This window comes from Listeria sp. LM90SB2, from assembly GCF_028867355.1.
Taxonomy (GTDB): domain Bacteria; phylum Bacillota; class Bacilli; order Lactobacillales; family Listeriaceae; genus Listeria; species Listeria monocytogenes_B.
Genome location: NZ_CP046449.1, coordinates 2755570 through 2780021 on the forward strand (window position 1 = coordinate 2755570; position 24452 = coordinate 2780021).

Annotated in this window: 24 protein-coding genes and 1 other RNA gene; 8 read left to right on the forward strand and 17 right to left on the reverse strand. The window is 39.4% G+C overall.

What is annotated here, in order from left to right; all coding sequences use genetic code 11:
- Positions 1-312 precede the first annotated feature (312 nt).
- Positions 313-468 (forward strand): hypothetical protein, encoded by a 156-nt coding sequence (locus GL301_RS13715; protein WP_003722069.1) that lies wholly within the window; start codon positions 313-315, stop codon positions 466-468.
- A 31-nt stretch (positions 469-499) separates the two neighbouring features.
- On the opposite strand, the gene GL301_RS13720 is transcribed toward GL301_RS13715, so the two are convergent.
- The 10 genes from GL301_RS13720 to tadA form a co-directional block, all read right to left on the reverse strand.
- Positions 500-1141 carry a hypothetical protein gene (locus GL301_RS13720; protein WP_003725005.1) on the reverse strand — a complete coding sequence of 214 codons (642 nt, stop codon included), beginning with the start codon at positions 1139-1141 and terminating at the stop codon, positions 500-502.
- Positions 1142-1294: 153 nt separating this feature from the next.
- Positions 1295-1561: signal recognition particle sRNA large type (ffs, locus tag GL301_RS13725), an RNA gene on the reverse strand.
- A 276-nt stretch (positions 1562-1837) separates the two neighbouring features.
- A complete protein-coding gene (locus tag GL301_RS13730) occupies positions 1838-3352 on the reverse strand; it encodes a gluconokinase (RefSeq protein WP_061661521.1) in 1515 nt (504 codons plus the stop codon).
- 112 nt (positions 3353-3464) lie between these two features.
- On the reverse strand, positions 3465-4403 hold the full coding sequence (locus tag GL301_RS13735; RefSeq protein ID WP_003725008.1) for a GW domain-containing glycosaminoglycan-binding protein: 939 nt from the start codon (positions 4401-4403) through the stop codon (positions 3465-3467).
- 42 nt (positions 4404-4445) lie between these two features.
- A complete protein-coding gene (locus GL301_RS13740; protein WP_003727653.1) occupies positions 4446-5393 on the reverse strand; it encodes an LPXTG cell wall anchor domain-containing protein in 948 nt (315 codons plus the stop codon).
- Positions 5394-5535: 142 nt separating this feature from the next.
- On the reverse strand, positions 5536-7275 hold the full coding sequence (cydC, locus tag GL301_RS13745) for a thiol reductant ABC exporter subunit CydC (protein WP_003725010.1): 1740 nt from the start codon (positions 7273-7275) through the stop codon (positions 5536-5538).
- A complete protein-coding gene (cydD, locus tag GL301_RS13750; protein WP_003725011.1) occupies positions 7275-8999 on the reverse strand; it encodes a thiol reductant ABC exporter subunit CydD in 1725 nt (574 codons plus the stop codon). Before cydD ends, cydC begins: the two co-directional genes overlap by 1 nt.
- Complete coding sequence (gene cydB / locus GL301_RS13755; protein ID WP_003727651.1) at positions 8999-10012, reverse strand: cytochrome d ubiquinol oxidase subunit II; 1014 nt, start codon at positions 10010-10012, stop codon at positions 8999-9001. The genes cydD and cydB overlap by 1 nt, the downstream gene beginning before the upstream one ends.
- Complete coding sequence (locus GL301_RS13760; protein ID WP_003722078.1) at positions 9999-11405, reverse strand: cytochrome ubiquinol oxidase subunit I; 1407 nt, start codon at positions 11403-11405, stop codon at positions 9999-10001. The genes cydB and GL301_RS13760 overlap by 14 nt, the downstream gene beginning before the upstream one ends.
- A gap of 381 nt (positions 11406-11786) precedes the next feature.
- The gene (tadA, locus tag GL301_RS13765; protein WP_003730750.1) at positions 11787-12257 is read right to left on the reverse strand and encodes a tRNA adenosine(34) deaminase TadA; all 471 of its coding nucleotides are present in this window, start codon (positions 12255-12257) and stop codon (positions 11787-11789) included.
- Positions 12258-12451: 194 nt separating this feature from the next.
- Here tadA and mbcS point away from each other — a divergent pair, with 194 nt between their 5' ends.
- Entirely contained in the window at positions 12452-14029 is a 1578-nt protein-coding gene (mbcS, locus tag GL301_RS13770) for an acyl-CoA synthetase MbcS (RefSeq protein WP_003730749.1), read from the forward strand.
- Between the two features lie 41 nt (positions 14030-14070).
- Here the strand turns inward: mbcS and GL301_RS13775 are convergent, their stop codons facing one another.
- Positions 14071-14790, reverse strand: a complete 720-nt coding sequence (locus GL301_RS13775) for a glucosamine-6-phosphate deaminase (RefSeq protein WP_003727650.1) — start codon at positions 14788-14790, stop codon at positions 14071-14073.
- A gap of 79 nt (positions 14791-14869) precedes the next feature.
- Here GL301_RS13775 and GL301_RS13780 point away from each other — a divergent pair, with 79 nt between their 5' ends.
- Positions 14870-15604, forward strand: coding sequence for a MerR family transcriptional regulator (locus GL301_RS13780; protein WP_003727649.1), 735 nt, complete (start codon positions 14870-14872; stop codon positions 15602-15604).
- A 53-nt stretch (positions 15605-15657) separates the two neighbouring features.
- Entirely contained in the window at positions 15658-16119 is a 462-nt protein-coding gene (locus tag GL301_RS13785; protein WP_010959088.1) for a GNAT family N-acetyltransferase, read from the forward strand.
- A gap of 19 nt (positions 16120-16138) precedes the next feature.
- Here the strand turns inward: GL301_RS13785 and GL301_RS13790 are convergent, their stop codons facing one another.
- Genes GL301_RS13790 through GL301_RS13800 form a run of 3 tightly spaced genes read right to left on the reverse strand, consistent with a single transcriptional unit; the run spans position 16139 to position 18438 of the window.
- Positions 16139-16582 (reverse strand): VOC family protein, encoded by a 444-nt coding sequence (locus tag GL301_RS13790; protein WP_003727648.1) that lies wholly within the window; start codon positions 16580-16582, stop codon positions 16139-16141.
- A 57-nt stretch (positions 16583-16639) separates the two neighbouring features.
- Positions 16640-17992: an MATE family efflux transporter gene (locus tag GL301_RS13795; protein WP_003725019.1), complete on the reverse strand. Its 1353-nt coding sequence runs from the start codon at positions 17990-17992 to the stop codon at positions 16640-16642.
- On the reverse strand, positions 17989-18438 hold the full coding sequence (locus tag GL301_RS13800; RefSeq protein WP_003725020.1) for a MarR family winged helix-turn-helix transcriptional regulator: 450 nt from the start codon (positions 18436-18438) through the stop codon (positions 17989-17991). Before GL301_RS13800 ends, GL301_RS13795 begins: the two co-directional genes overlap by 4 nt.
- A 169-nt stretch (positions 18439-18607) precedes the next feature.
- Between GL301_RS13800 and GL301_RS13805 the strand changes: the two genes are divergently transcribed.
- The 3 genes from GL301_RS13805 (at position 18608) to GL301_RS13815 (ending at position 20433) form a co-directional block, all read left to right on the forward strand.
- Positions 18608-19489, forward strand: coding sequence for a helix-turn-helix domain-containing protein (locus GL301_RS13805; protein ID WP_003734227.1), 882 nt, complete (start codon positions 18608-18610; stop codon positions 19487-19489).
- 84 nt (positions 19490-19573) lie between these two features.
- Entirely contained in the window at positions 19574-20029 is a 456-nt protein-coding gene (locus GL301_RS13810; RefSeq protein ID WP_003725022.1) for a MerR family transcriptional regulator, read from the forward strand.
- Positions 20029-20433, forward strand: coding sequence for a cupin domain-containing protein (locus GL301_RS13815; RefSeq protein ID WP_003725023.1), 405 nt, complete (start codon positions 20029-20031; stop codon positions 20431-20433). Before GL301_RS13810 ends, GL301_RS13815 begins: the two co-directional genes overlap by 1 nt.
- Positions 20434-20475: 42 nt before the next feature.
- On the opposite strand, the gene GL301_RS13820 is transcribed toward GL301_RS13815, so the two are convergent.
- The 3 genes from GL301_RS13820 to GL301_RS13830 all read right to left on the reverse strand — a co-directional run bounded on the left by GL301_RS13820 (position 20476) and on the right by GL301_RS13830 (position 22304).
- Positions 20476-21087, reverse strand: a complete 612-nt coding sequence (locus GL301_RS13820) for an HAD family hydrolase (RefSeq protein WP_003727646.1) — start codon at positions 21085-21087, stop codon at positions 20476-20478.
- Between the two features lie 13 nt (positions 21088-21100).
- Positions 21101-21469 carry a hypothetical protein gene (locus GL301_RS13825; RefSeq protein WP_003725024.1) on the reverse strand — a complete coding sequence of 123 codons (369 nt, stop codon included), beginning with the start codon at positions 21467-21469 and terminating at the stop codon, positions 21101-21103.
- Positions 21470-21551: 82 nt separating this feature from the next.
- Positions 21552-22304: a MurR/RpiR family transcriptional regulator gene (locus tag GL301_RS13830; RefSeq protein WP_003725025.1), complete on the reverse strand. Its 753-nt coding sequence runs from the start codon at positions 22302-22304 to the stop codon at positions 21552-21554.
- Positions 22305-22469: 165 nt separating this feature from the next.
- On the opposite strand from GL301_RS13830, the gene GL301_RS13835 reads away from it, so the two are divergent.
- Entirely contained in the window at positions 22470-24428 is a 1959-nt protein-coding gene (locus GL301_RS13835) for a fructose-specific PTS transporter subunit EIIC (RefSeq protein ID WP_003725026.1), read from the forward strand.
- The last annotated feature ends 24 nt before the right edge of the window (positions 24429-24452 follow it).

Here is a 24452-nt window from a genome sequence, read left to right on the forward strand (position 1 = left end):
AAACAAACCAGATGGAATCTTTGCATGACCTCGTGAAATTTTGGGAGCCCTCCTCTCCGCTTCATGATAAGGCTTACATTTAGATTCACCTTAATCTATTGCAATTTCCGTGCCAAGTACTAAATTTGGAAAAAACATCCTTTAATCTCTTGAAAGCCTTGTCTTTCTTGCCTTTAAACTTGTATTACACACATACAGAAAAAAACTGTGTAAGTAAGCGTTAACATTACACAGTTTACTAATTTATCCATTCTTCTTTCTGTGTTATAATGAGCATAAGCTAAGTAATACCAACAATTCGAGGTGATAAATATGGCAGTCAAACGAGATATGCCGGAAGAGTCGAAAAATAGTAAAGTTGTGAAAAAAGAGCATTTTTCGATTGTGTTTCCTGATGATATAAAAGAACCAAAAAATGCGAGTGAACAAAAAAAGCAAGATGTTGAAAAGAAAACAGATGATAATTAATAAAAAAGAGCATCCGCGGGGATGCTCTTTTTTATTTAATAGAGAAGATAACCATTTCTTTATCCTCATCAATTCGGACATTTACGTCCATGCCTAATTTATCTTTAAAAAGTGCCGTAATATTTAGATAGTCATCATAGCTACCGATATCACTTTTTTCGTATCCTTGTAGAATTGTCGGCTTGATACGCACAATGTAATCATCATTTGATGTTTCTTCAGGATTATAAGTATAGATTTTCTTACCATTCTTATCAAAAAAGTCATATGTTGCATAGGATTCATTGTTTGTGATATACACATCTTTTTGTGTAACATAAGCATTATCGGCCACGCTGTAGTCAATCAAACCTGCGTAATATTTATTGGTAGATGGTTCATTAATTTCATATTGTTTATAAGCTAGTCGGAATAAGTAATCAATATTGTAGTAACTATTCACGCGGAAATAGAGATTTTTATCTTTGGATTTTTTATCTACGCCAATATCTGTCGCACTAATTGGGAAGACTTCATATAATTTGCCGTCTATTTCGTAAGCTACTTCATACTTATCAAACACTTCTTGGCGCTGAAAAAAGCCAAACATAATTGCTAAGATTACGATAATTCCTACGAAAACTGCGACGATTAGAGCGGGCAGCCATTTCTTTTTTGATTTTAGTTGTTGCATTATTTTCATCCTTTGTCATGAATTGCTTTACTATTTTATATTGTACCAGTTTATGAATCATTATACATTATTTTTCTGAGGATAGGGCTGATTTGTAGAAAAAAGACTACTCTGCGCTAAGCAAAATAGTCTTTTATATATTTAAAATTAGTGTCGCGCACCTCACATCGACATGCAATCATCTGCGTTACCCTGATAGTTAGCTCGGGCCAGGCGACCTCGCGGCACATGAGAAGCACTGCTTAATGCTGCTTCCTTCCGGACCTGACATGGTTCACAGGTTCCCATTGCGCAAGACCCAACCTTCAACACCACTTGTCAAGGGCAGACCAAACAATTACGATGCCTCAAATGAGGAATTCAACCCCGCTAGAGCGGATTGCGGGTTACAGGGCGCCGCTACCTCCCCGTCTAGCACGACAAATTTGCTACCAATAATTAAATGCCAAATAAAAATTATTTAGCGCAAACTCTGAAAAGAGCTCAATTACTAGTGTACCTTTTTCGTGTAAAAAGTGCAAGCGGGAACAAGGAAATATTTTTTAACGTAAGTAAACACTCATGATTGCTGCGATAATCGTACCAACTACACAAATACCTACTAATGTTAAAGCTATCCATACTATTTTTTTATTCATGGTTTTCTCCCCCTCGTCATCACTTTTCTTTTAGTGATTATATCATGAAATCCAAAATTTAGCTGTTAATATCAAACTTCTTTTGCCAACTATTTAATTGGCTGTAGCTCGACATTAACTGTGTGGTTACTTGTTTAAAAATCAGACGTAATTCCGCGTATTTAAGGACGTTCTCACTTGGATGATATACCGCTTTAATAGGCAGTGTATGTTTTAGATTAAGATCCTTCAAAATCCCTAGTGATCGCATACCAATAATCGCTGCTCCTAAACTTGAGCCTTCTATCGTATGCGGAACACGTATTTCTCGGTTCAAAATATCCGCCAGAAGTTTACACCAAGCATCATGCGCTGAAATCCCGCCTGTGACATAAATAATATCATCTGGAGCCGAAACCGCCTCATAAACTTCTGCAAGATTAAAAGCAACACCTTCCAAAATCGCACGAATAAAATGGGCTTTTGTATGATTAATCGTCAGCCCAACAAAACCTCCTCGAATATCATTAGTCCAAAATGGTGCACGCTCGCCTAACAAATATGGCTGGAATAAAAGACCCGCAGCGCCCGGAGGAACTTCCTCTATTTTTGCAATAAAGCTTGCGAAATCACGCCTACTAATTTCAGCTTCAGAGCCAAATTGTTGCAAACCCCACTCGACTACTTTTCCACCATTATTCACTGCGCCGCCTGCGATAAAGTAGCCATCACCAGCTCCGTAGCAAAATGTCCGACCACGAGAATCTATTTGGAATTGATTGGTAAGTTTGCGAACTGCACCACTTGTGCCTACTGTAATCGTAACATCATTTTGGCCGGTCGCTTGAATACCAATATTAGCTAGCGCCCCGTCACTCCCCCCTACAATGAATGGTAAATTTTCTGGGATTCCCATTAATTCAGCATATTCTTTTTTCACACCAGTTAATTGATATGTTTCTGGTACAACTTTTGGCAAGAGATCAGGAGTCAATTTGACAATTTCCATTGCTTCAAATTCCCAGTCGTGCTCCATAATGTTATATAGTCCAGTCCCCGATGCTAACGATTCATCCATCACCCAAACACCAAATAATCGGTATAAAATATAGGATTTAATATCAACAAATTTTTCTGTGCGTTTAAATAAAGTAGGCTTTTCCTCCTTCAACCAGCAAATTTTGGCAAAGGGGCTCATAGGGTGTATCGGCGTTCCTGTGGCCTCATACAGTTGGAATAAGTAATTATCCCTTTTTACTTTTTCAAGCGTCTCACTGCTTCGTCCGTCCGCCCAAGTGATACATTCAGTCAAAAGCTCTCCATTACTTCCAACCATAATTAAACTATGCATCGCAGAACTAAACGAAATCCCCGCTAATTCTTCTTTATTCACATTTTTCATCACAGCTTGAATAGATGATAAAACTGCTTCGAAAATTTCCGTGGGGCTCTCTTCCGCTTTCCCAGTTTCATCCGTTATTAGTTCATAATGCGTCGCCTGCCGGAAAATCACTTCTCCTCGTTGATTAAAAAGTACTGCCTTTGTGCTTGAAGTTCCAATGTCTACGCCCATTATGTATGGTTTACTCGTCAAACAATTCACCCCGCGTTTTCGTTTCTTTTTATTATACGTCAAATAGAAGAAAATTTGGGGCTAGGCTACTTAGCTTTTTTGCCAAACAAAAAAGCTAGAGAAATTCTCTAGCTTAATTTATACCGTAAAAAGTTTTTATTCGGCTTTCTTCACCTAACACAATAAGTGTATTTTTATCCGCGAATTTTAGCACTTCTTTTGTATTGGCTTCACTTTGAGCGACGCAACCTAATGTGTAATTGTATTTTGGTGAATCAACATGGTAAAACACAGCCGATCCCTTACCTTTTACACGTTTAGCGTTGTATTTCACTTCCATTCCGTATTTGTACTGCGGAATCTTCATTTTTTCATCTGCAGAACTAGAGGAATTGCGTTCTTGCCAAGTGTTATAGGATTTGTCGTTAGAGTTAGAAATCCAATAACTTCTATTAGTAATCGCTCTGAATGTCAGCTTCGTACCAGGATTACCCTTTTGCCCAAATGCAATGCCTGTACGATAAACGCCAACTGGAGTTCCAGAACTTTTTTCAGAGAACTTTGGATCAAATCCCCATTTGCCAATATGACTGGTAAAATGACGAACTTCATACCAATTTCCTGCACTATTTTTTTGGAAAAAGTAGGTTGTTGCGGTAGTATTCTTTGGTTTTGTGGTGATGATTGCCTTTTTACTGTTCCAAAGAGCTGGAACGGTGTCAGCAATTGTTGGTTTGCCGACATTCGTAAAGGCACGCGAGTCAATCCATCCGATTGTAGTATTTCCTAGCTTACAATAATACCATTTAGCTCTTGCTGTTTTTCCTTCGCGCGTAATAATCAACGTCTTCTTGTCATATTTCTTAGCTGAACCGAGGTACTTAACACTACTACTCGTTTTGTACATCTTGCTATTAATACCATCATTTCGTTTTGACTGATTTACTACCCCTTTTAGATTAACTGCTTTGTCATAAATGATTTTTTCGTAGGATGCTGCTTCGGCATTAAAGGAGTGACCAAGTAGGCTAACCATTAAAACAATAATTAAACCGCTTAATAACTTCTTCATTATTCGCTCCTTATTTTTGAGTTATTCCCTATAGCAATTAGTTTATTTTTTACGTTTCCTAAGTAATAACACTGCCACAAGAATAACTATAACACCCGCTACCACGAAAATCCATTCTGTACCTTTGTCACCTGTGCTTGGCAAATCTGTTTTGTCATCTTTTGTAACTTTTGCAACATCAGCAGGTTTTGCTGTTGCGCTTTTGACCGCGTTCTTTGTTTCGATTTTCTTCACTTTATCTGGAGCTGTTACGACTGCTTCATTTTGTTTTTTCGCTGGGACTTGATAGGTTACTTCTTCACTATAATTACCTGATTCATCAAAAGCATATGCAGTAATTTGTTTTGGTGTTGTCGCCCATTCTGCATAAAAATAACCATCTTTATCCGCAGTTGTTGTTCCTTCTCCAAAGTTTTCATCTGCCGGAGAACTCATATATACACTAGCGAATGGTTTTGTTTTACCTGTGAAAATTTTTGTTTCTAAATCAAAATTCATATCTGTAATAGTCAGTTGGGCCGTTTTTTCTTTGACTAAGTAATTGAGTTTGACTGCTGTTGTTTTGCCGTCTTCATTATCTCCAAGGAGCGTGACTTCTTGGATACCTGTTTGTGCAGTACTTAGTTTAGAATTGGCTGCTAAGCGATAATTGGTTAGTTTTGTATCGGTGTAATCAGTTAATGTTGCGGTGAAATCTTTGAGATCAATCTTACTATTTTGTTCATACGAGTAAACTTCTTGAGAATCGGTAATATCTATCGTTGTTTGAACTTTGCTTTTTTGCGATGTTGTTACAGTCGTGTCTTTTGTCGGTACTGCTGGTTCTGGCTTTTCTTCAGTAATTATGTTTTCAGTAGTATCTGTTGTTTTTTCTTCTGTAGGTGTTGAATTGTTACCATTTTCATTTGTTTCAGCGCTTGCTGCCAATGAGAATGGAATGATTAGACAAGTTACTAACGCAGTAAGCACTAGCCCGTGGAATTTTTTCATAATAAATTCCCCTTTCATTTTGCTTAGTTTAATAATAAGCAGAAATGTGATGAAAGTCAATTTTAAATTACAATATTGTTACAAATATTAAAACTGCGATACAAAAAAACCTTGCTAAGATTGTACTTAGCAAGGCTTAATTTTATAATTCAATCGGGCGATCTAGTTGATAAAGTCGTTTATAGCGTGGTTCTTCTGCCATTAATTCAGCATGAGGTCCTTCCATTAACGTTTTTCCCTCTTCTAAAAACAAGACGCGGTCCATTTTTTCGGCACCAACTAAATGATGCGTTACCCATATGAGTGACTTATCTGCTAACGTTTCAAAGATAGTCGCTAGTAAATCGCGTTCTGTAATTGGGTCCAGACCAACTGTTGGTTCGTCTAAAATAACGATTGGTGTGTTTTGTAGTAGAATCCGAGCGAGAGCGATACGACCACGCTCACCACCTGAAAAACGTTCACCCATTTCACTCATTTGTGTATGATAGCCATCTGGCATGCTCATTATAAAATCGTGCAACTGAACTTTTTTCGCCGCTTCGTATACTTCTTCGTCCGATGCATCTTGATTTCCAAGGCGGATGTTGTTTAAGACGGTCGTACTGAAAAGGTGCGCTTTCTGATTTAACATTGATGTGATTTCAGGAATTTGCGGTCTTAAATTCTCCACTTCAACGCCGTTCATAGTTACTTTTCCAGCTGTTGGCAGTAAAGCTCCTTGAACTAATTTAAGAAAAGTTGATTTCCCTGTTCCACTTCGACCGATAATCGCCACTTTTTCACCTTGTTGCAATGTGAAGTCAAAACCATTTAAGATTTCTGGTGACTTTTCATCGTACGCGAAAGTTAGATTTTCTGCTTTTAAAACAACATTTTCTGTGTTGATTCGCTCTATTTCTTTCGTTTCTTCTTCAAAAGTTGGTAGCGTCGGATCTTCTATTTTGTCTAAACGAGCAAGCGAGTCTTGGTATAATGATTTGTCACTGATAGCACTTGAAACTGGTACAAACGCTTCTGCTAGCGCCATAATTGCCAAAACAAAAGCGGCAATCATCGTTCCAGAAAATGCTCCATCACGTGATTCTGCTGTACTCCAATAAACCATCACGATAACCATAAAGCCAACAACTAACTGACTAAAGAAATCGCGCCAATTAACAAAATGAAACTGTTTATTTTCTGTTCGAAGCATGTCTGCCTCGTCTTTTTCGTAGTTAGAAATAAATGTTTTTTCACGTCCACTGAATTTCCAATCACTAATACCAAACACTGCATCGGTAAATTTTTGATATAAACTATTGCGCCCTTGTTTTAGATAAGCATTCTTTCCACGAGCATATAAAAGTGATACCCATGGAAGAACGAGCACAAGGAGGCCAATCAAGAGTACAAAGAGCGCAGCAAATGGAATCGAGAATGCTCCAAGCGCGATAACGACGCCCGCGTAAAGCACGAGGCTAACAATTGCCGGTAGCATTGTAGTTAAATAGAAATTTTGTAAATGCTCAATGTCACCTGCGAGGAGGCCCAGAATATCGCCAGTTTTATAACGTGATTTTAGTAGTAACGCTTGCGGCTCAAGTAAACGATACAGTCGAACGCGCATCTTTTCCAGAATTCGAAGGACAAGCGAATGGCTCGAAAGGCGTTCCACATAGCGTGAAACGGAGCGCATAATACCAAATGCACGAACACCAACTGTCGAAATATAAACCGCCATGATGGATTCCGGCATCAAGGACGATTTCGAAATTAAATGTCCAGACGTAAACATAAGTGCTCCAGCAGAGGCAAAAGTTAGTGTTCCAAGGAAGATGACAAGTAAAAACAAGCCGCGGTTTTCTTTAATATATGGGATAATCCAGCTACTTTTCCGCATCATACTTCCTCCAATTGGGCTTTGACTAAATTGTAATAGAAACCTTTACGCGAAAGTAATTCTTCGTGCGTTCCAGTTTCAACGACAGCCCCGTGATCTAAAACAATAATTCGGTCCATTTCGAGCATCCAGTGCAAACGATGCGTCGCGAAAAAGACAAGTCGATTTTCAAATAAGTCTAGCATTGGTTTTTTTAACTCATATTCCGTTTCAATATCTAAGTGGGCTGTTGGCTCATCCATTAACACAATTGGACGATCCGTTAAGAATGCACGAGCCAGTGCGACACGCTGTTCTTGCCCACCACTCAGCATCCGCCCAGCTTCTCCGACAAGCGTTTCATAACCATCTTCCAGTCCCGCTACAAGCTTATTTAAACCGGCAGATTCTGCTGCTTTTTTCATTTCCTCATCTGTAGAGTTAGGATGATAAAAGCGAATATTTCCAGCAATTGTATCGTGGAAAAGGTATGGATGTTGCGGAATATAAGTGACTTGGGTTTGCCAATCACTCGAAGCAAGCGACGCACCACTTTCCCCATTCCAACGAAAACCTCCAGAAGTCGGGGTCAAAAAGCCACTCAAAACATCAATCAAGGTAGATTTCCCAGCGCCCGTCGCACCAATAATCCCAACTTTTTCAAATCCTTTTACCGTAAAACTGGCTTCATGAAGCGAATCTGCAGCATCTACATCATGCTTTACAGTAATATTTTCAAACGAAAACTCCGTATTTTCAGCAAAAGTTGTTAAAGGTAGTGCATTCGTTTCCGGTTTTTCTGCTTTGGCTTGGTCAATAATTCCTTGAATAACGCGACCAGCCTCTTGACCATCAAGTGTAGCATGATAATCCGAGCCAACTTCACGAACTGGTAAAAAGTATTCTGGCGCAAGGATTAGGACACTAAGCGCAATTGGCAAATTCATGTTACCGTCAATGAGACCAAGACCTAGGAACAGCGCAACGAGCGCAATCGATAACATCGTAAAGAAATCTAGCGCGAATGACGACATAAATGCCACACGCAACGTTTTCATCGTGGCTTTACGATAACGCGAACTAACCGAAGCAATTTTCCCTTCATGGTCGTGACTAAGCCCCAAATACCGCAACGTTTCCAAACCCTTCAACGAATCTACAAAGTGGTTAGAGAGCACGCGATACGTTTCAAATTGGGAATCTGCTTGTTTTTTCGCGGCTAATCCTAGAATAATCATAAATACAATTAAAATCGGCAAAGTAATCATCAAAATAAAAGCAGAAGTCCAGTCTTGAAAAGCAATATACACCCAAATCATCGCTGGAATAATTGCCATATTCATCATTTTAGGTAAAAACAGTTCCAAGTAATTTCGGAAATCCGCCACACCTTCCATAACCATCGTGACAACTTTCCCAGTTCCTTCCGCACGAGCAAAACGCGGTCCAAGTGCGAACAAACTATCAAGCAACTCTTCCCGCATCGTTTTCGCTAGTTTCGCAGCGTAACGGTAAACGATTTGTTTTTTCCATACATTCAAAAAGTGACGCAAGAAATAGGCCCCCGCGAAGAGACCTATTTGTATTGTGACTGATTGAAACGCGTGCTCGTGAAATAAGTCAGTAATCGCACGAGCTAAAGTTATCGCCATCACGATAATCGCAGCACCTTGAACTAGCGTGAAAACTGCGAGAATCGCCATTATTTTTTTAATTCCTTTGTAGTTCCTTAAATCTTTTCCCATTAATACGTCATTTTCTCCTTACTAGAAACGCGCTTACGGAAAACATAGTAGCTCCAAATTTGGTAACCAAGAACAAACGGCAGTAGCGTAACGGCAACTATCGTCATCACACTAAGCGAATATTGTCCGGAAGCTGCATTTTCTATAGTTAAATCAAACGCACTGTTGATAGAACTGATCATTACACGTGGGAATAGTGACACGAAAATCGTCGCAATCGTGAAGACAATTCCAAGTCCGCCGAATGTAAATGCCAAAATATCACGATCTTTCCAAATAAACAGGGCAGATAGCACGTACATAACGACTACAATTCCAATCATCAGTGGTACAAGTACAGGTCTAACTTGGAACATGTCAGTATTGAAGTAAGCAAGTACAACGAAAATTACTAGAGCTGGTACAGTAATAAACCAAACACGTTTCGCCATACGACGAGCACGGTCTTGAATATCCTCTTCTGTACGTAAAGTAATAAATAGTAATCCGTGAAGTAGGCACATGAGCGTAATCGTCACGCCACCCCATACGGAGAATACGGTAATGTAATCAAAGAACCCAGCGTACATATCCATATCACTATTAATCGGCATACCTTGAATCAAGCTAGCAAATAATACACCAAATAGGAATGGCGGTAAAATACTACCGAAGAAAATAACCCAATCCCATGTTTTTATCCAAAGCGGTGAATCTTTTTGACCACGGAATTCAAAAGAAACACCACGGCCAATTAGCGCAAGTAATAAGAATACTAGCGGAATATAATAACCACTAAACATGGTTGCATACCAGTTAGGGAAAGCGGCGAAAATCGCGCCCCCTGCAGTTAGTAACCAAACTTCATTTGCATCCCAGAACGGCCCAATCGTATTAACGAGCACGCGGCGTTCCAGTGCATTTCTAGCCATAAATCGTGTAGACATCCCAACACCAAAGTCAAAACCTTCAAGGAAGAAGAATCCAATGAATAAGATGGCGATTAATAGAAACCATAACTCATTTAGTGACAAAGCTTTCATCCCCCTTATCAAACGGATCTACGGAAATCTCTGCTTTTTCTGGTTTGTGTCCGTCTGGTCCTTTTTTAATTTCACGTATAAACAAGTAAACCAATAGAATGGCTAAAATCGTATAAATTGTCGAGAACGCAATTATCGAGAACAAAATTTGTCCTGATGAAACGTTTGGCGATACGGCATCGGCGGTTTTCATGTAACCGAAGACTACCCATGGTTGTCGCCCTATTTCTGTCATAATCCAACCCATGGAGTTCGCTAGGAACGGGAAACCAATCATTGGAATCATGAAACGTAAATACCATTTTGCATTAACGAGTTTTTTCTTCCAAGCAAGCACGATACCGATTAATGCGAATAAAATCATTAACATACCAGCGCCAACCATGATACGGAAGCTCCAAAATGCTGTTTTAACTGGTGGGATGTAGTCACCTTCACCATATTTTTCTTCGTATTGTTTTTGCAGCGTGTTCATACCTTCCACGCTACCAGTTAATGTTCCGTAAGATAAGAAACTTAGCGCGTACGGGACATTGACTTCCCATTCGTTTTTCTTCTCTTCTGGGTTGATCTTGGCAATCATCGTCCACGGAGCTGGGTCGGCTGTATCTTCCCATATCCCCTCTGTTGCTGCCATTTTCATTGGTTGTGTTTTAACCAAGTATTGTGCTTGTGAGTGACCACTGAAAGCCACACCAAAGCCACCGATTACCGCCATGACCATTGCAATTTGGAATGATCGTTTAAAGAAGGCGACATCTTGTTTTTTGAGCATCTTATACGCACTGACACCAGCAATGAAAAAGGCCCCAGTGGCAAATGCCCCGAATATAACGTGCGGGAACTCCACAAGTAGTTGCCCATTAGTAATAAGTTGCAAGAAGTCATTCATTTCTGCGCGGCCGTTCTTAAATTCAAAACCAACCGGATGTTGCATAAATGAGTTCGCTGCTAAAATCCAGAAACTAGACATAATTGTTCCGATTGAAACAAGCCAAATACATGCTAAATGAAGTTTTTTGCCAAGTTTGTCCCAACCAAAAATCCAAAGTCCGATAAACGTAGATTCCATAAAGAATGCAAGTAACGCTTCGATTGCAAGTGGTGCTCCGAATACGTCCCCAACAAATCTAGAGTAATCCGACCAGTTCATCCCAAACTGGAATTCTTGAATAATACCGGTTACGACACCGACTGCGAAGTTAATAAGGAATATGTGTCCCCAAAACTTCGACATTTTTTTGTAAATTTCTTTCCCCTTCACGACATACAACGTTTCCATAAGAGCAACCATAAATACAAGTCCAATTGAAAGTGGTACAAATAAGAAATGGAAAATCGTTGTTGATGCGAATTGAAAACGGGCTAAAAATAGTTTATCCACCCTTTTCTCCTCCTTTTTGTGCTAAAAATTACTGCTTCGTTCCCTGATTTGTGCTTCTCTCTTAAAAATCATGTGAAAAATCGCCCAAAGTGACGCGTTCAGTTGCTCTGTAATTCACAAAGCATAATAAAATAATATGTAATCCTTATTTTTCACAGATTTAGGAACTAGTTAAGAAAGATTTTCACTTTATAATGAGTTCTATCTGGAGTATATTTTATCCTATTTTGCGACAAATTTATTTAGTACTTTCGATGTTATTTTGTTTTAGTTAGATTGTGATATTTTTCGCAATTATTATCTGGCTGTAAATGTTGGTAAGGCTTATTGCTTTTTATTTCACAATGAAAGATTTAAAAGTATGATTTCTTACAATAAGCATTAAGACCTATTCAATTTATTCCGTTTTCGTAGATCTTGGAAAAAACTTTTTAACATTTCGCTGCTTTCTTTTTCCATTAATCCTGCTTCTACTTCACACGTATGATTAAATCGGTCATCTTGGAGTAAATTCATTAACGATCCGGCTGTTCCCGCTTTTGGATCTTTGGCTCCGTAATAAACTTTTTCAATCCGCGAAAGTAAAATGGCGCCGCTACACATCGGACATGGTTCTAGCGTAACGTATAGTTCTGCACCGCTAAGTCGCCATGAATTTTGATGTTTACACGCATCTTGAATCGCAAGCAACTCCGCATGGGTCACTGCATTTTGGCTCGTTTCACGCAAATTATGCGCCCGCCCAATAATTTCTCCATCTAAAACAACGACTGCACCAATTGGAACTTCTCCAATATCTCGTGCTTTCTCGGCTTCTTCAAGCGCTTGTTGCATAAAGAAAGCTCGTTCCATCTATGCACCTCATTTCTAAAAAGTCACTCATTGTTATTTTAGCATAGCTTGGATTGGATGTAGGAATAATCTGCTCAAACTTTCACAGGAACACTTTAGTTGCTTTCGCGGAACATTTATATTACCATATATTAATACTAGGTCCTAAAACAAAATTATCAAAATATACAATCTACTTATAAAGGAGAGTCATTATGAATTCAGAAAATTTAATCGCTCCTGAACTTTATAATATTACCGACGAGATTGCTAAATTCAGTTCTGAAAAAACTGCTTTAATTTGGAAAAATGAGCATAACGAAACAAAAACTTGGAGTTACCGCCACCTGCTTGAACAAGCGAATAAATTTGCCAATGTTGTCAAAGACGCAGGCATAAAAAAAGGTGACCACGTTATCGTCATGACACCTAGATTACTCGAAACGTACGCAATTTACATGGGCTTATGGAAAGCTGGTGCCATTATCATCCCGGCATCCGAGCTACTTAAAGCGCACGATTTAGAATACCGCATCCACCATGCAAACGTAAAAGCAATCGTTTCTTACAATGGAATGACTGCTGAATTTGATAAAATTGAAAGCATCCCTTCTGTTTCGAAAAAAATTATTGTTGGGGAGAAATTATCCGGCTGGGATCACTACGAAACATTAATGGAAGCCGCTTCAACCGAATTTGAACGCGTGGAAACTTCGCGCGATGATGCTTGTCTGCTTGCATTCACGAGTGGAACAACAGGTAATCCTAAAGGCGTTGTACATATTCACGGCTGGGGTTACGCGCATATTCGTATCGCTGCTGATCATTGGCTCGATATTCACGAAGACGATATCGTTTGGGCTACAGCCGGACCTGGTTGGCAAAAATGGGTTTGGTCTCCTTTCCTTTCTGTACTCGGAAAAGGTGCCACTGGCTTCATTTACAACGGTCGTTTCATTCCTGAAAAACAACTTCATTTACTGGAAGAAGAAAAAATCAACGTGCTGTGCTGTACGCCAACAGAATATCGCTTAATGGCTAAAGTAAATAATTTGCGCGAACATGATTTAAGTTCCCTTCGTAGCGCCGTATCAGCAGGAGAACCTCTAAACCGCGAAGTAATTCAAGTTTTCCAAGATAATTTTGATATTAAAGTTCGCGACGGCTACGGTCAAACGGAGAGTACACTGTTGATTGGGACACTGGTTGATACGCCGATTCGCCCTGGTTCGATGGGTAAACCGATTATGCCAGAATACATGGCAATTATTGACGCTGAAGGAAATCCAGTTGGCGTCGGTGAAATTGGTGATATCGCGATGCGTAGAGATTTCCCAGCACTTTTCAAAGAGTACTATAAAGAACCAGAACGTTTGCAAAAAGCGATTCGCGGTGATTATTTCGTTTCTGGTGACCGCGCTATCCGCGATGAAGATAATTATTACTGGTTCCAAGGCCGGAATGACGATATTATTATTAGCTCTGGTTACACGATTGGACCGTTCGAAGTAGAGGACGCGCTCACACATCATCCAGCCGTAAAAGAAGTCGCTGTTGTCGCAAGTCCTGACGAAATCCGCGGTACGGTCGTAAAAGCATTTATCGTCTTAAAGGATGGTTACGAGGGCACGGAAGATCTTGTGCATGAATTACAAACATTCACGAAAGAACAAACCGCTCCGTATAAGTATCCGCGCCGGATTGAGTTTGTTGAGGCATTACCGAAAACTGATTCTGGTAAAATTCGTCGCGTTGAGTTGCGTGATGCGGAGTTTGCTAGTGTGCATGGATAATCAAAAACCCAGCCTTCCTAAATAGAAGGTTGGGTTTTCTTTTAAATATTCAACTCACTCGCCGCTTCCTCGTCCAGCACCACTGTAAAATTAGGGTGTAACTGGAAAATCGAGCTTGGAATGTCTTCTGTCACTGGGCCTTGTAGGGCTTTTTTGATAATCGCTGCTTTTTTCTTGCCGTTTGCGAATAGGATGACTTCTTTTGCGTGCATGACGCTTTTTGGTCCCATTGTTACGTAGTATTCGGGGACTTTTTCCACGTCGCCGCCAACTTCTCCGAGCAAAATATCGAACATATCTGGGCGTGATTGAACGGAAACAAGTCGGGTTTCATCGCCGAATTTGGTTACGCCAGGTAAGTTCCCGCAGAAGTGACCATCTTCACCAATCCCGATTAAAATCGCGTCCAAACCGCCAACTGCTTTCAAATGTGCTTCATGGTCTGTATAGTTTTTCGTATCTAGCATGTGAATTTGTTCTTCTGGAATTCCCGCCGGATCAAAGTACATCGCTTTTAAATTGGCAATGGTTACGCCGTATTTTTCGTCCCCAATTGGAATTTCGTCAAAATTATAATAGCTTACATTTGTCAGTGGTGCCTTTTCTTTCATTTCTTCTACCATCAGTTCGTACATTCGCTTCGGTGTGGAGCCTGCTGTGATGGCTAAATGAACCAACTTGTCTTGATACATTTTCCCTAAAAGCAGTTGCATCGTTGTTTTACTCATATTTTCGTAATCTTTTTCCACAATAATTTTCATTTTTTTCACCTCTCGCTTTGAATTACCTTTATGATAAAGTGTATAGTAACTATAGAGTCAAGACGAAAGGGTGATAAATGTGGAACCGCTTTTTTCCATTGGGGAAATGGCAAAGAAAAGCCAACTCTCCATCCAACGACTGCGCTATTATGATAAAATTGGGCTTTTGGTCCCGGCTTTTACCGATCCAACTTCTGGATATCGCTACTACAAAACGGCTCAAGAAGAACAACTCAACCTCATTCAAGCGTTGCAGTATATGGGGTTTTCCTTGCAAGAACTAAAACAATACCTCGACAAAAACACATCGGAAAGCTTGCCCGATTTGCTTATAAAATACCAACAAAAATTAATGGATGAAGAAGCTCGCATTGCCCGTAAAAAATGGCTTATTGACCGTTATCAAGGTTTGTTAAAACGGGAAACTGACTCGACAAAACCTCTAACAGCGGTCCGACTTTTGCTTACAGAGCCACTTCTAACGCCTGTTCATGCGGATATTTTAAACGACCCGGCTTTTCATCAAGAAGTGCAGAAAACCGTGAGCCGCCTTGGTCTTTCGAAAAGCTATCAGCAGTTTCCTGGTTATTGTATTTTAGACGGGCAGACTTATCTTTTCATTGAGTTGGATCATTCTATTGGCGCGCCTGGTGAACGGCGTTTGTTATCAAGCGAGCGGCAAGCTTTTGTCACGCCGCAAAACTGGGAGACACCTCCAGAAAATGAAAATTACCTTTTACAAGAAACGGTGGCTTGGATTAATCAAGAGCTGATTCGTGGTTATTCCTATGAAACAAAATTAACTTTTGAATAGATATTTTAGAAAGATTGGTTATAATAGAAAGAAATAACGTGGAGGTGGGCGCCGTGGAAATCAAGCAAATCAAAGCAAAAGACACGCAAGATATTAGGCACCGGGTTCTTCGCCCAGAACAGCCTGAAGAAAACGCAATTTACCCTAATGATGATATGGAGGGTACTTTTCATTTAGGCGCTTTTGAAAAAGATGTTTTACTTGGGATTGCCAGTTTTTATCCAGAAAAATCGACTGTTATTATGAATCCTGCCCAGTACCGAATTCGCGGTGTGGCGACAGAACGCCGGATGCGCTTGAAAGGCCTCGGCACAGCTTTACTTGCAGACGGTGAAGCGAAAATTTGGAAGCGCGGCGCAGATATTATTTGGTGCAATGCGCGGATTGTCGCTGTTGGTTTTTATGAAAAACACGGCTATCGCAAAGTCGGCAAATCGTTTGTCATTCCTGGCATCGGCGAACATTACTTAATGAAAAAAGTGAATCCAAATAAAAAAGTGGACCACGATAACTAATATCTGGTCCACTTGTTTTTTATAATTTAGAATAAGGTTGCGTATGAATCATCCAAGAAATTCCGTACTCATCGACGAATTGTCCCATTTTTCCGCCCCAAAATTGCTCTTCGAAAGGTAACGTTACTGTTACTCTTCCTGAGCTGCTCACTTTTTCAAAGAAAGCATCGGCGTCGGCTACTGCCGCTGGGTCTTCACTGTTAGAATCAAGCATAATCGAAATTTGATTGGATGGTTTTACTTCTTTGCCAAATGAATCTGAACAAAATAAGTTTGCGCCAAGGACGGTAAAGCCACCGTGAACAGTTGTGTTCTCTAGGTTTTCTTTTGCTAAGCCAAACATTTCGCTTTGTTCCTCACTTACTGGAAGCCTTGAAATATTCGTTGCTCCGAACACTTCTTCATAATATCCTAAAGCCTCTTTTGCATTTTCAAAAGCCAAATACGGGTACATTTTTGCCATAAAAATCGCTCCTTTGTTTTTGAGACACTAGTTAGAAAATACCCAATTCGTTTTACCTTAAACTATCTCGGGATTTTTAAAAATTCGGCGCCATGTTTTGCTCATAATCACTAGACAGACGGTGAACGCGCCTAAATCTGCTAATGGGAAGGCGTACCAAATACCATCTAAACCGAAGAACTGCGGCAAAATAAGTAAAAGTGGTACTAAACAGATGATTTGGCGCATTAGGGAAATGATGAATGAAATTCTTGCTCGACCAAGTGCTTGATATAGCCCACCGCAGACAATTTGGAAACCAATTGTTGGCGCAGCTAGTAGCATAAATCTAACAGCGTTTGTTCCTTGTGCAATCAGTTCTGGGTCGTTAGAGAAAATTCGTACGAGCATTCCTGGGAAAATTTCTACCAATCCCCAAGCAATTAGTGACATGACAGTTGCAGCTATCATTGATACTTTAACAGCTTTCATTACGCGTTCGAATTGTCTGGAACCGTAGTTGAAGCCGACGATTGGTTGCATCCCTTGTGTAACACCATTGATTGGCATAATGACGAACGACGCAATCCGGTTCGCAATTCCGTATACAGCGATCGCCATCGTTCCACCATAAATATTAAGCATCCAGTTTACCGCAACCGTTACGATACTACCTGCGGACATCATAATAAATGACGGGAACCCGATTGCCATAATCCGGCGAATCAGCGGGAAATCCATTCGGAATGAGAACCCTTTTAAAGATAAAGTACTTTTTCCTGATAAAAAATAAATCAAGAGCCAAATCGCCCCAACAGCTTGTGCAATAACAGTTGCAAGGGCAGAACCACGAACGCCCATACCGAATCCCATAATGAAAATTGGGTTTAAAATCATATTTAAAATAGCGGAAATAATCATGGTTAACATCGCTGTTTTCGCATTACCTTCTGAGCGAACGATATTATTCATCGCCATCGCGAAGGTTTGGAACACTGCGCCTAACAAAATAAGCGATAAGAAATCACTGGCAATATCATGAATATCTGCCGGTGCTCCGAAAAGCGTAATAAGCGGATCTAAAAAAATAAAGGTTACAATTGCAATAAAAATGCTGGAAATAAGCACTAACCAAATAACTTGATGGAATACTTTATCCGCTTGTTTTTGTTCCCCAGCACCGAGCGAGCGGGAAATAATCGACGCGCCACCAATACCAAACATAGCTGCCATTGCCATTAGTATCATTTGAACTGGGAACGCAATTGAAAGTGCTGCAACCCCTGATGGCCCAACGCCATATGACACGAAAATCGTATCAACAATATTATACATCCCCATAACAAACATGCCGATAAATGCCGGTATCGACAATCTCGCCATGAGTGAAGGAATGCTATCTTCACCTAATCGTTTACTCTGTTCTTTCATTCAGATTCTCCTCCTTCGACTGCTATAATCGCATTATCTGAAAGTCGTCCTATCAAATGCATTAAGTCATCTTTTTCCTTTTCACTAAAATTCGCTGTTAAAAGTGCGGACCATTCGGCTGTCACTTCTTCAATTAAATCGCGCATCTGAAAACCAGTTTCCGTCACAAAAATCCGCTGAATACGTCTATCTTTCGCATCAATTTCGCGGCGAATCATCCCCAGTTCTTCCAAACGCTTAATATGCCTTGTCACACTTGCTTTATCAACCATAAACCTTTTAGCCATAGATTCTTGGGAAATACCATCTTCTTTATAAAGCGTCCATAAATAACGTAATTGACCTATATTAAGACCAGTTTCTAGTAATTTTTTATTTTTAAAAGTGCTTTCTGAACGATGAATAATTGCGATGGCTTTCGCTAAGCTTTCCTGTCTATCTGCCATTTATCCGACTCCTCATAAAAAAATCCGCCACATAATTAGTTGCGGCGTCAACCATTATAGTATAGCAGGATTTTAGTTGACTGCGCAACCTTTTTATTTCCCGGGCAATAATTTGACTTCCTATCTTTCTTTTGTAAAAATAAAGAATAGAGAAGGGGTGCTATCCACTGTGCATATTAAAATATTAAAAAATAGATATCCCAATATAGTCGTTTCAAAAAATCCAATAAAATCCAGTTCAGATACGATTTCTTTTTTCGAAGAACCGTATTATTTTACTATTCCTAAAAGCAATCTTTCAGAAGAAGAAGCGATGTTATTACATACGCTATTTCCAGAACCATTACCAACATTTCCTAAAGAATCCACCCAATTTTGGTTCGATTTATTGTTTGGAAACAAGGAATTGGCGATGACAAATGAGAAAGAAACATATCGCATTACGCAGTTCCATATTAAGACAACTACAACTAAAAGCATGTTACAAGAGTGGCAAAAGGCTTTGCTGAGTTTTTTCAGTCCAGAAGCTGAGTTAATTATGTTTTCGACTAACTATGGCGTTATTATTGAAAAATCAACGGGGTCGCTGCTTGGCGAAGAGGAACTAATCGCCGTTGCCGGTACGCTTGAAAATGATTTCTATATACAATCTACATTTTTCATGGGTCTTTTCCATCCGTTAAATGATCGATTGCGTGGTTTATTTGCAGAAGAACGTGCCATTTTCAACCATAATAATCGTGAGGTAGTTCAGACCGTGGCTTCCGAAAGTTTAAAAGTTATCGCGCTTCGAATGAAGGAAAGTTTAATCACGAATGAACTCAACGACCTTTTCCATCAAGATGATACTTGGATTCCGCTGATTCACACATTATTTAAAAACCAAGGAAACATCAGTCTCACGGCTAAAGAGCTTTTTATGCACCGAAATACCATTCAATATCGTTTGGATAAATTTTATGAGCAAACAAACTTATCGCTCCGCAAGATGGACGGGTTGCTCTTAGCTTATCTGTCTACACTTCAAACAAATAATAGCAATCATGAATAAATGATCATGGTTGCTTTTTCGCTTGACTTAAAGTCCACTTCAAGGAATACAATCATTATAGAAAATCAGTAAAGGAGAATAGTCATGACCAAAAATAATATTAGTTTTTATGTAGTAGATGCTTCGGAAGAATTAACCATGAATATCAAAGAAGCTAGTGAAAAAAGTGGCGTTTCTGCCGATACAATTCGCTACTATGAACGCATTGGTTTAATTCCACCCATCCACCGTAATGAAAGTGGGGTTCGTAAATTTGGCGCAGAAGACCTACGATGGATTTTATTTACTCGCCAAATGCGCCGAGCTGGTTTGTCTATTGAAGCCTTAATTGATTACTTGGCACTTTTCAGAGAAGGCGAACACACGCTGGAAGCTCGCGCCGAATTGCTGAAAAAGCAACGCATAGAGCTGAAAAATCGCATTGATGTTATGCAAGAAGCGCTCGATCGACTTGACTTCAAAATAGACAATTACGATACCCACCTCATTCCGGCTCAAGAAGAACTAAAAGATTTTAATGTTGAAAGGAGTAATTCATAATGACTACACTTGAAAATAGCGTTATTTTTGATAAAGGGGAACTGATTACTAATGACTACTTTACCGGTAATGCTTATTTAAAAATGCTTGTCCCTGAAGACACTGTTTACAATTGTCCGATTGGGAACGTTACGTTTGAACCGGGAGCTAGAAACAACTGGCATAAACATGACGGCGGACAAATCCTACTTGTGACAGGCGGAACTGGCTACTATCAAGAAGAAGGAAAACCTGCCCAGTTGCTCAGAGAGGGCGACGTGGTAACAATCCCTAAAGACGTGAAACATTGGCACGGCGCTACGAAAGATAGCTGGTTTGTCCACTTAGCCATTTCGACAAATGTGGAATTAGGCGGAACGACCTGGTTAGAACCTGTTTCCAACGAGCATTACAATAATTTATAACAAAAAACCCGCTAGCCTTCATTCAAGGTTGGCGGGTTTTACTTATTTACTTACATAAGCTAAAATATCTTCTGGTTTTTCGAAGACAAGTTCTGCTTTTTCAAAGCCATCTGTTGTCTTCGCGCCCCAAAGTGCTAAGCCAAAATGAGCTCCGGCCGCATGGGCACATTTCATATCGTACGAAGAATCACCAACATAAAGCACTTCATGTGGCTCTCTTCCAAGAATTTCTAACCCTTTCAGCAGTGGATCTGGGTGAGGTTTATGGTTTTCGGTATCACTTGCGCAAACAATCGCTTGAAAATGATCCTGAATATTAAACGGATAGAAACCTTTTTCCATTTCTAACGCGTTTTTAGAAGTGACAACACCGCTTTCTGGAATGGCATGCAGTACTTTATGAATGCCTTCGAACACCTCTACTTCTTCAATGAAAGTTGCTTCTCGTTCAATCCATTTATCCAATACTTTCTCTGGATCCAGAATGTTTAATTGTTCCACCGCAGCTGCTCCGGTAATTCCAAGGACAAATCGTAATTCGTCCAGTTCATAACTTAATCCTTCTTCGGCTAAAACCGCTTGAAGAGAATGCAAAACAGCTCTCTCCGTGTCTAGAATTGTTCCATCTACGTCAAAAATTATTGCTTTATACATATAATTTCCTCCTTCAAGATTTAGCGAAGTTGTGATAATGGTGCGTTGTATATCTTGCTTTTTTCTTACTTTCCGCTTTTTGGATTTCTGCGCTGTTGGTGCCTTTATTTTGAAGTAAATCTCGAAATTCGCGCAAATTATCATGGGAATTTCCATTTATTTCGAATTCAATATTATCGCAGCTAAATGTTAGCATGATTTCCTCTTCTTCTCGAACTAGCGCAATATGCCCTAATTTTGCAACTGGAAACGTTTGTCTTTTTTTCATACCCAAACTAAAATCTTGGTCAAAAACAAGATAGTCTCTATCGATGTAAAACTCTCCGAATTGATACTCCATTCCAAGTGCTGAATTAATCTTGCATACCCCATCTAATTTCATATCATTCGCCTCCTTCATTGCCTTATATATTAGTTTTAAATGATGAAATGGGTTTCATGTCAAGCAATTTCATAAAAATATTTTAAATAAGTTTTTTTTGCTGTTCAAAAATATTTAGAATCAAGTCAATCACAATTAACAGTGGGGCGTGATGATGTTTAAATGAATCTTCATCAAACTCCTCACTGGAAGCATAAATAATCGTCTCCACATATTGGGAAATCTGGGCATTGGGATTATTCACAATCGCAATGACATTCGATAAATTATATTTTAAATGTTCCGCGAGCGAAAGGGTGTTTTCGGTGCCACCGCTTTCAGAAATAATAATAATCAAATCATCTCTTTCAACAATTTGTGGCAAAATATCGATAATAAATGAATCATAGGTGAAAACTACATTCTTTTTCGATGTAACAAGACTTTTGGAAAAATATTCTCCTAATGTTTTCGTCATGCCTAGACAAGCAATATAGATTTTAGGTGCATACGCAATTCTTGTCGCGACTTGCTCAATTTCTTTCTTTGGAAGTTGCTCAATTCCTAAACGAATTTTTTCTAAAAATGTAGATGAATAGTCTTTTGAAAGGGGTTTTGTTTCTGTTTTATCCGAGTGAAGTAAAAATTTCAGCTCAGAAAAACCGGAAAGCTTTAATTTATGACACATTCTAATAACGGTTGTGGTACTGACATTGGTTGACTCCGCTAGAGATGTGAGGGACATTTTTTCAATGGTAGAAATATGGTTGTCAATATAGAAGAAAACTTGTTTTTCAGCAGGACTTAAAAATTCAATTTGAGGCGCAAACAAGCGATAAAGTGAAGTAGCTGACATAATAAATACCTCCATGGCTATCCGAATTAATTTTAGTATACATGAAATAAAAGCGAATGAACAACACTGCGTACAATTGTACGATTTTCGTACTTTTTCAAAAAAATAATATGGTATAACTAAAGTAACCTAGGGAAAAGACTGTTAATAAAGGAGCTGATAGCATTGAAATTAAGCGATATTACATCGGAGCCACTCATCTTTTTAGATAAAGATTGGCGCACTAAAGAAGAAGTATTTGATGGATTAATTGATGCTTTACACAATCAAGGAGTTTTGTCAGATAAAAATGAATTCAAAAAAGCTGTCTTAGAACGTGAAAAGATTTCTGAAACTGGTTTAGAGAAAGGTTTTGCTATTCCACATGGTAAATCTAAAGCCGTTAAAAAAGCTGCTTTTGCATTTGCTCGTATCAATCAACCAATTAATTCTTGGGGCAGCATTGATCCAACAAATGAAGTAAAATATATCTTTTTATTAGCTATTCCAGAAAACGAAGCCGGATCAACTCATTTAGAACTTTTGGCAGCTTTAAGTAAGCGTTTACTCGACCCTGCTTTTATTGAGAGCATTTCTACCGCTCCGACAGTAAACGAATTTATAACCGTGCTAGATTCTGAACAACAAGAAGATGAAAAAGTAGATTATACACGAAAAATCGTTGCTATTACAGCATGTGCAGCGGGTATCGCCCATACGTATATGGCAGCGGAAGCCCTTGAACTAGCTGGTAAAGAACTTGGTATTGAAGTTATCGTCGAAAAACAAGGTGCGAATGGTATTGAAGACCGCATTACTCCTGAAATCCTTAAAGGCGCAGAAGCAGTCATTTTCGCGACAGATATTACCGCAAAAGATAAAGAACGTTTCGCCGGAATGCCCTTTATCCAAAGACGTGTCGCTGAGCCACTTCGTAGTGGTAAAGAAATGATTGAAACTGTATTAAGCAAACCAGATGGCTATGTCAAAGCTGATACAGATGGTTCAGAACAACAATTTGATAATAATAAGAGCAGTGTTTTCTCGCAAATTTATCGTGGGATTTTAACTGGTATTTCTTATATGTTACCTGTTATTGTCGCAGGTGGTTTAATGATTGGTATTGGCCAACTTGGCGCAACTGCCTTTGGTCTTGAAAAAGTTATTGGTAATCCAGAGTATGCAACAAACTCTAACCAGCTTATTGTAATCTTCCATTATCTCGGTTTATACGGAAATATGATTATGAAATTCATGTATCCTGTTTTCGGTGCCTTCCTTGCTTACTCAATTGCTGACCGTCCTGGACTTGCTCCCGGGTTTATCGGTGGTGCTTTCGCAGCAGGGCTACATTACACCTTCTGGGGCATAGATGGCGGTATACCATCTGGATTCTTCGGTGTTCTAATTTTAGGTATCATTGCCGGATTTGTTGCTAAATTCTTAAACGAAAAAATTAAATTACACAAAAATTTACAAGCTATGAAACCAATGTTCCTGATTCCAGGGATTACCGTTTTAGTCTTGTTCTTCGTCAATTACTATGTGGTCGACCCGGTATTCGGGGGCTTAAACGCATGGTTACAAGAACTAATTATTCAAAATCAAGATGCAAGTGCTGTACTACTTTCGACAATTATTGCTTGTTTGACTGCATTTGACTTAGGTGGACCAGTCAATAAAGCAGCTGGAGCTATCGCAATCGGACTCGCAGCAGACGGAATTTTCCCGCTAACTGCTCGTGTTTTAGCAATCGTTATCCCGCCAATCGGACTTGGGCTTGCGACTGTATTAGATAAATATGTTGTTAAACGTCGTGTTTTTGATGAAAACTTACGTGTTGCAGGTACAACCTCTATTTTCCTAGGGTTTATTGCCATAGGAGAGGGCGCGATACCGTTTATGCTACAAAATCCACTTATCACTATTCCAATTAATATGATTGGTGCTTCTCTTGGTGCGGTTACTGCCGTTTTACTTGGTGCAGTACAATGGCTTCCACTTCCAGCAATTTGGGGTTGGCCGCTCGTTGAAAATTTCTGGGCCTATGCGATTGGTTTAATCGTAGGTATCGCCTTTATCACATTCGCGAATATCTTCGTACGCTACGGCTTAATCACACGTAAAGAAAATAAAATCAAATAAAAAAATAGGCTGACAGGTACTCTC

Excerpts from the sequence above, each read along its gene's own strand:
- GL301_RS13800 (WP_003725020.1), bottom strand. The coding sequence starts at position 18,438 with ATGGCAGATAGACAGGAAAGCTTAGCGAAAGCCATCGCAATTATTCAT.
- cydD (WP_003725011.1), bottom strand. The coding sequence starts at position 8,999 with ATGGGAAAAGATTTAAGGAACTACAAAGGAATTAAAAAAATAATGGCG.
- GL301_RS13790 (WP_003727648.1), bottom strand. The coding sequence starts at position 16,582 with ATGGCAAAAATGTACCCGTATTTGGCTTTTGAAAATGCAAAAGAGGCT.
- GL301_RS13740 (WP_003727653.1), bottom strand. The coding sequence starts at position 5,393 with ATGAAAAAATTCCACGGGCTAGTGCTTACTGCGTTAGTAACTTGTCTA.
- cydC (WP_003725010.1), bottom strand. The coding sequence starts at position 7,275 with ATGCGGAAAAGTAGCTGGATTATCCCATATATTAAAGAAAACCGCGGC.
- GL301_RS13815 (WP_003725023.1), top strand. The coding sequence starts at position 20,029 with ATGACTACACTTGAAAATAGCGTTATTTTTGATAAAGGGGAACTGATT.
- mbcS (WP_003730749.1), top strand. The coding sequence starts at position 12,452 with ATGAATTCAGAAAATTTAATCGCTCCTGAACTTTATAATATTACCGAC.
- GL301_RS13775 (WP_003727650.1), bottom strand. The coding sequence starts at position 14,790 with ATGAAAATTATTGTGGAAAAAGATTACGAAAATATGAGTAAAACAACG.
- GL301_RS13820 (WP_003727646.1), bottom strand. The coding sequence starts at position 21,087 with ATGTATAAAGCAATAATTTTTGACGTAGATGGAACAATTCTAGACACG.
- GL301_RS13830 (WP_003725025.1), bottom strand. The coding sequence starts at position 22,304 with ATGTCAGCTACTTCACTTTATCGCTTGTTTGCGCCTCAAATTGAATTT.
- GL301_RS13720 (WP_003725005.1), bottom strand. The coding sequence starts at position 1,141 with ATGCAACAACTAAAATCAAAAAAGAAATGGCTGCCCGCTCTAATCGTC.
- GL301_RS13715 (WP_003722069.1), top strand. The coding sequence starts at position 313 with ATGGCAGTCAAACGAGATATGCCGGAAGAGTCGAAAAATAGTAAAGTT.
- tadA (WP_003730750.1), bottom strand. The coding sequence starts at position 12,257 with ATGGAACGAGCTTTCTTTATGCAACAAGCGCTTGAAGAAGCCGAGAAA.
- GL301_RS13735 (WP_003725008.1), bottom strand. The coding sequence starts at position 4,403 with ATGAAGAAGTTATTAAGCGGTTTAATTATTGTTTTAATGGTTAGCCTA.
- GL301_RS13810 (WP_003725022.1), top strand. The coding sequence starts at position 19,574 with ATGACCAAAAATAATATTAGTTTTTATGTAGTAGATGCTTCGGAAGAA.
- GL301_RS13795 (WP_003725019.1), bottom strand. The coding sequence starts at position 17,992 with ATGAAAGAACAGAGTAAACGATTAGGTGAAGATAGCATTCCTTCACTC.
- GL301_RS13825 (WP_003725024.1), bottom strand. The coding sequence starts at position 21,469 with ATGAAATTAGATGGGGTATGCAAGATTAATTCAGCACTTGGAATGGAG.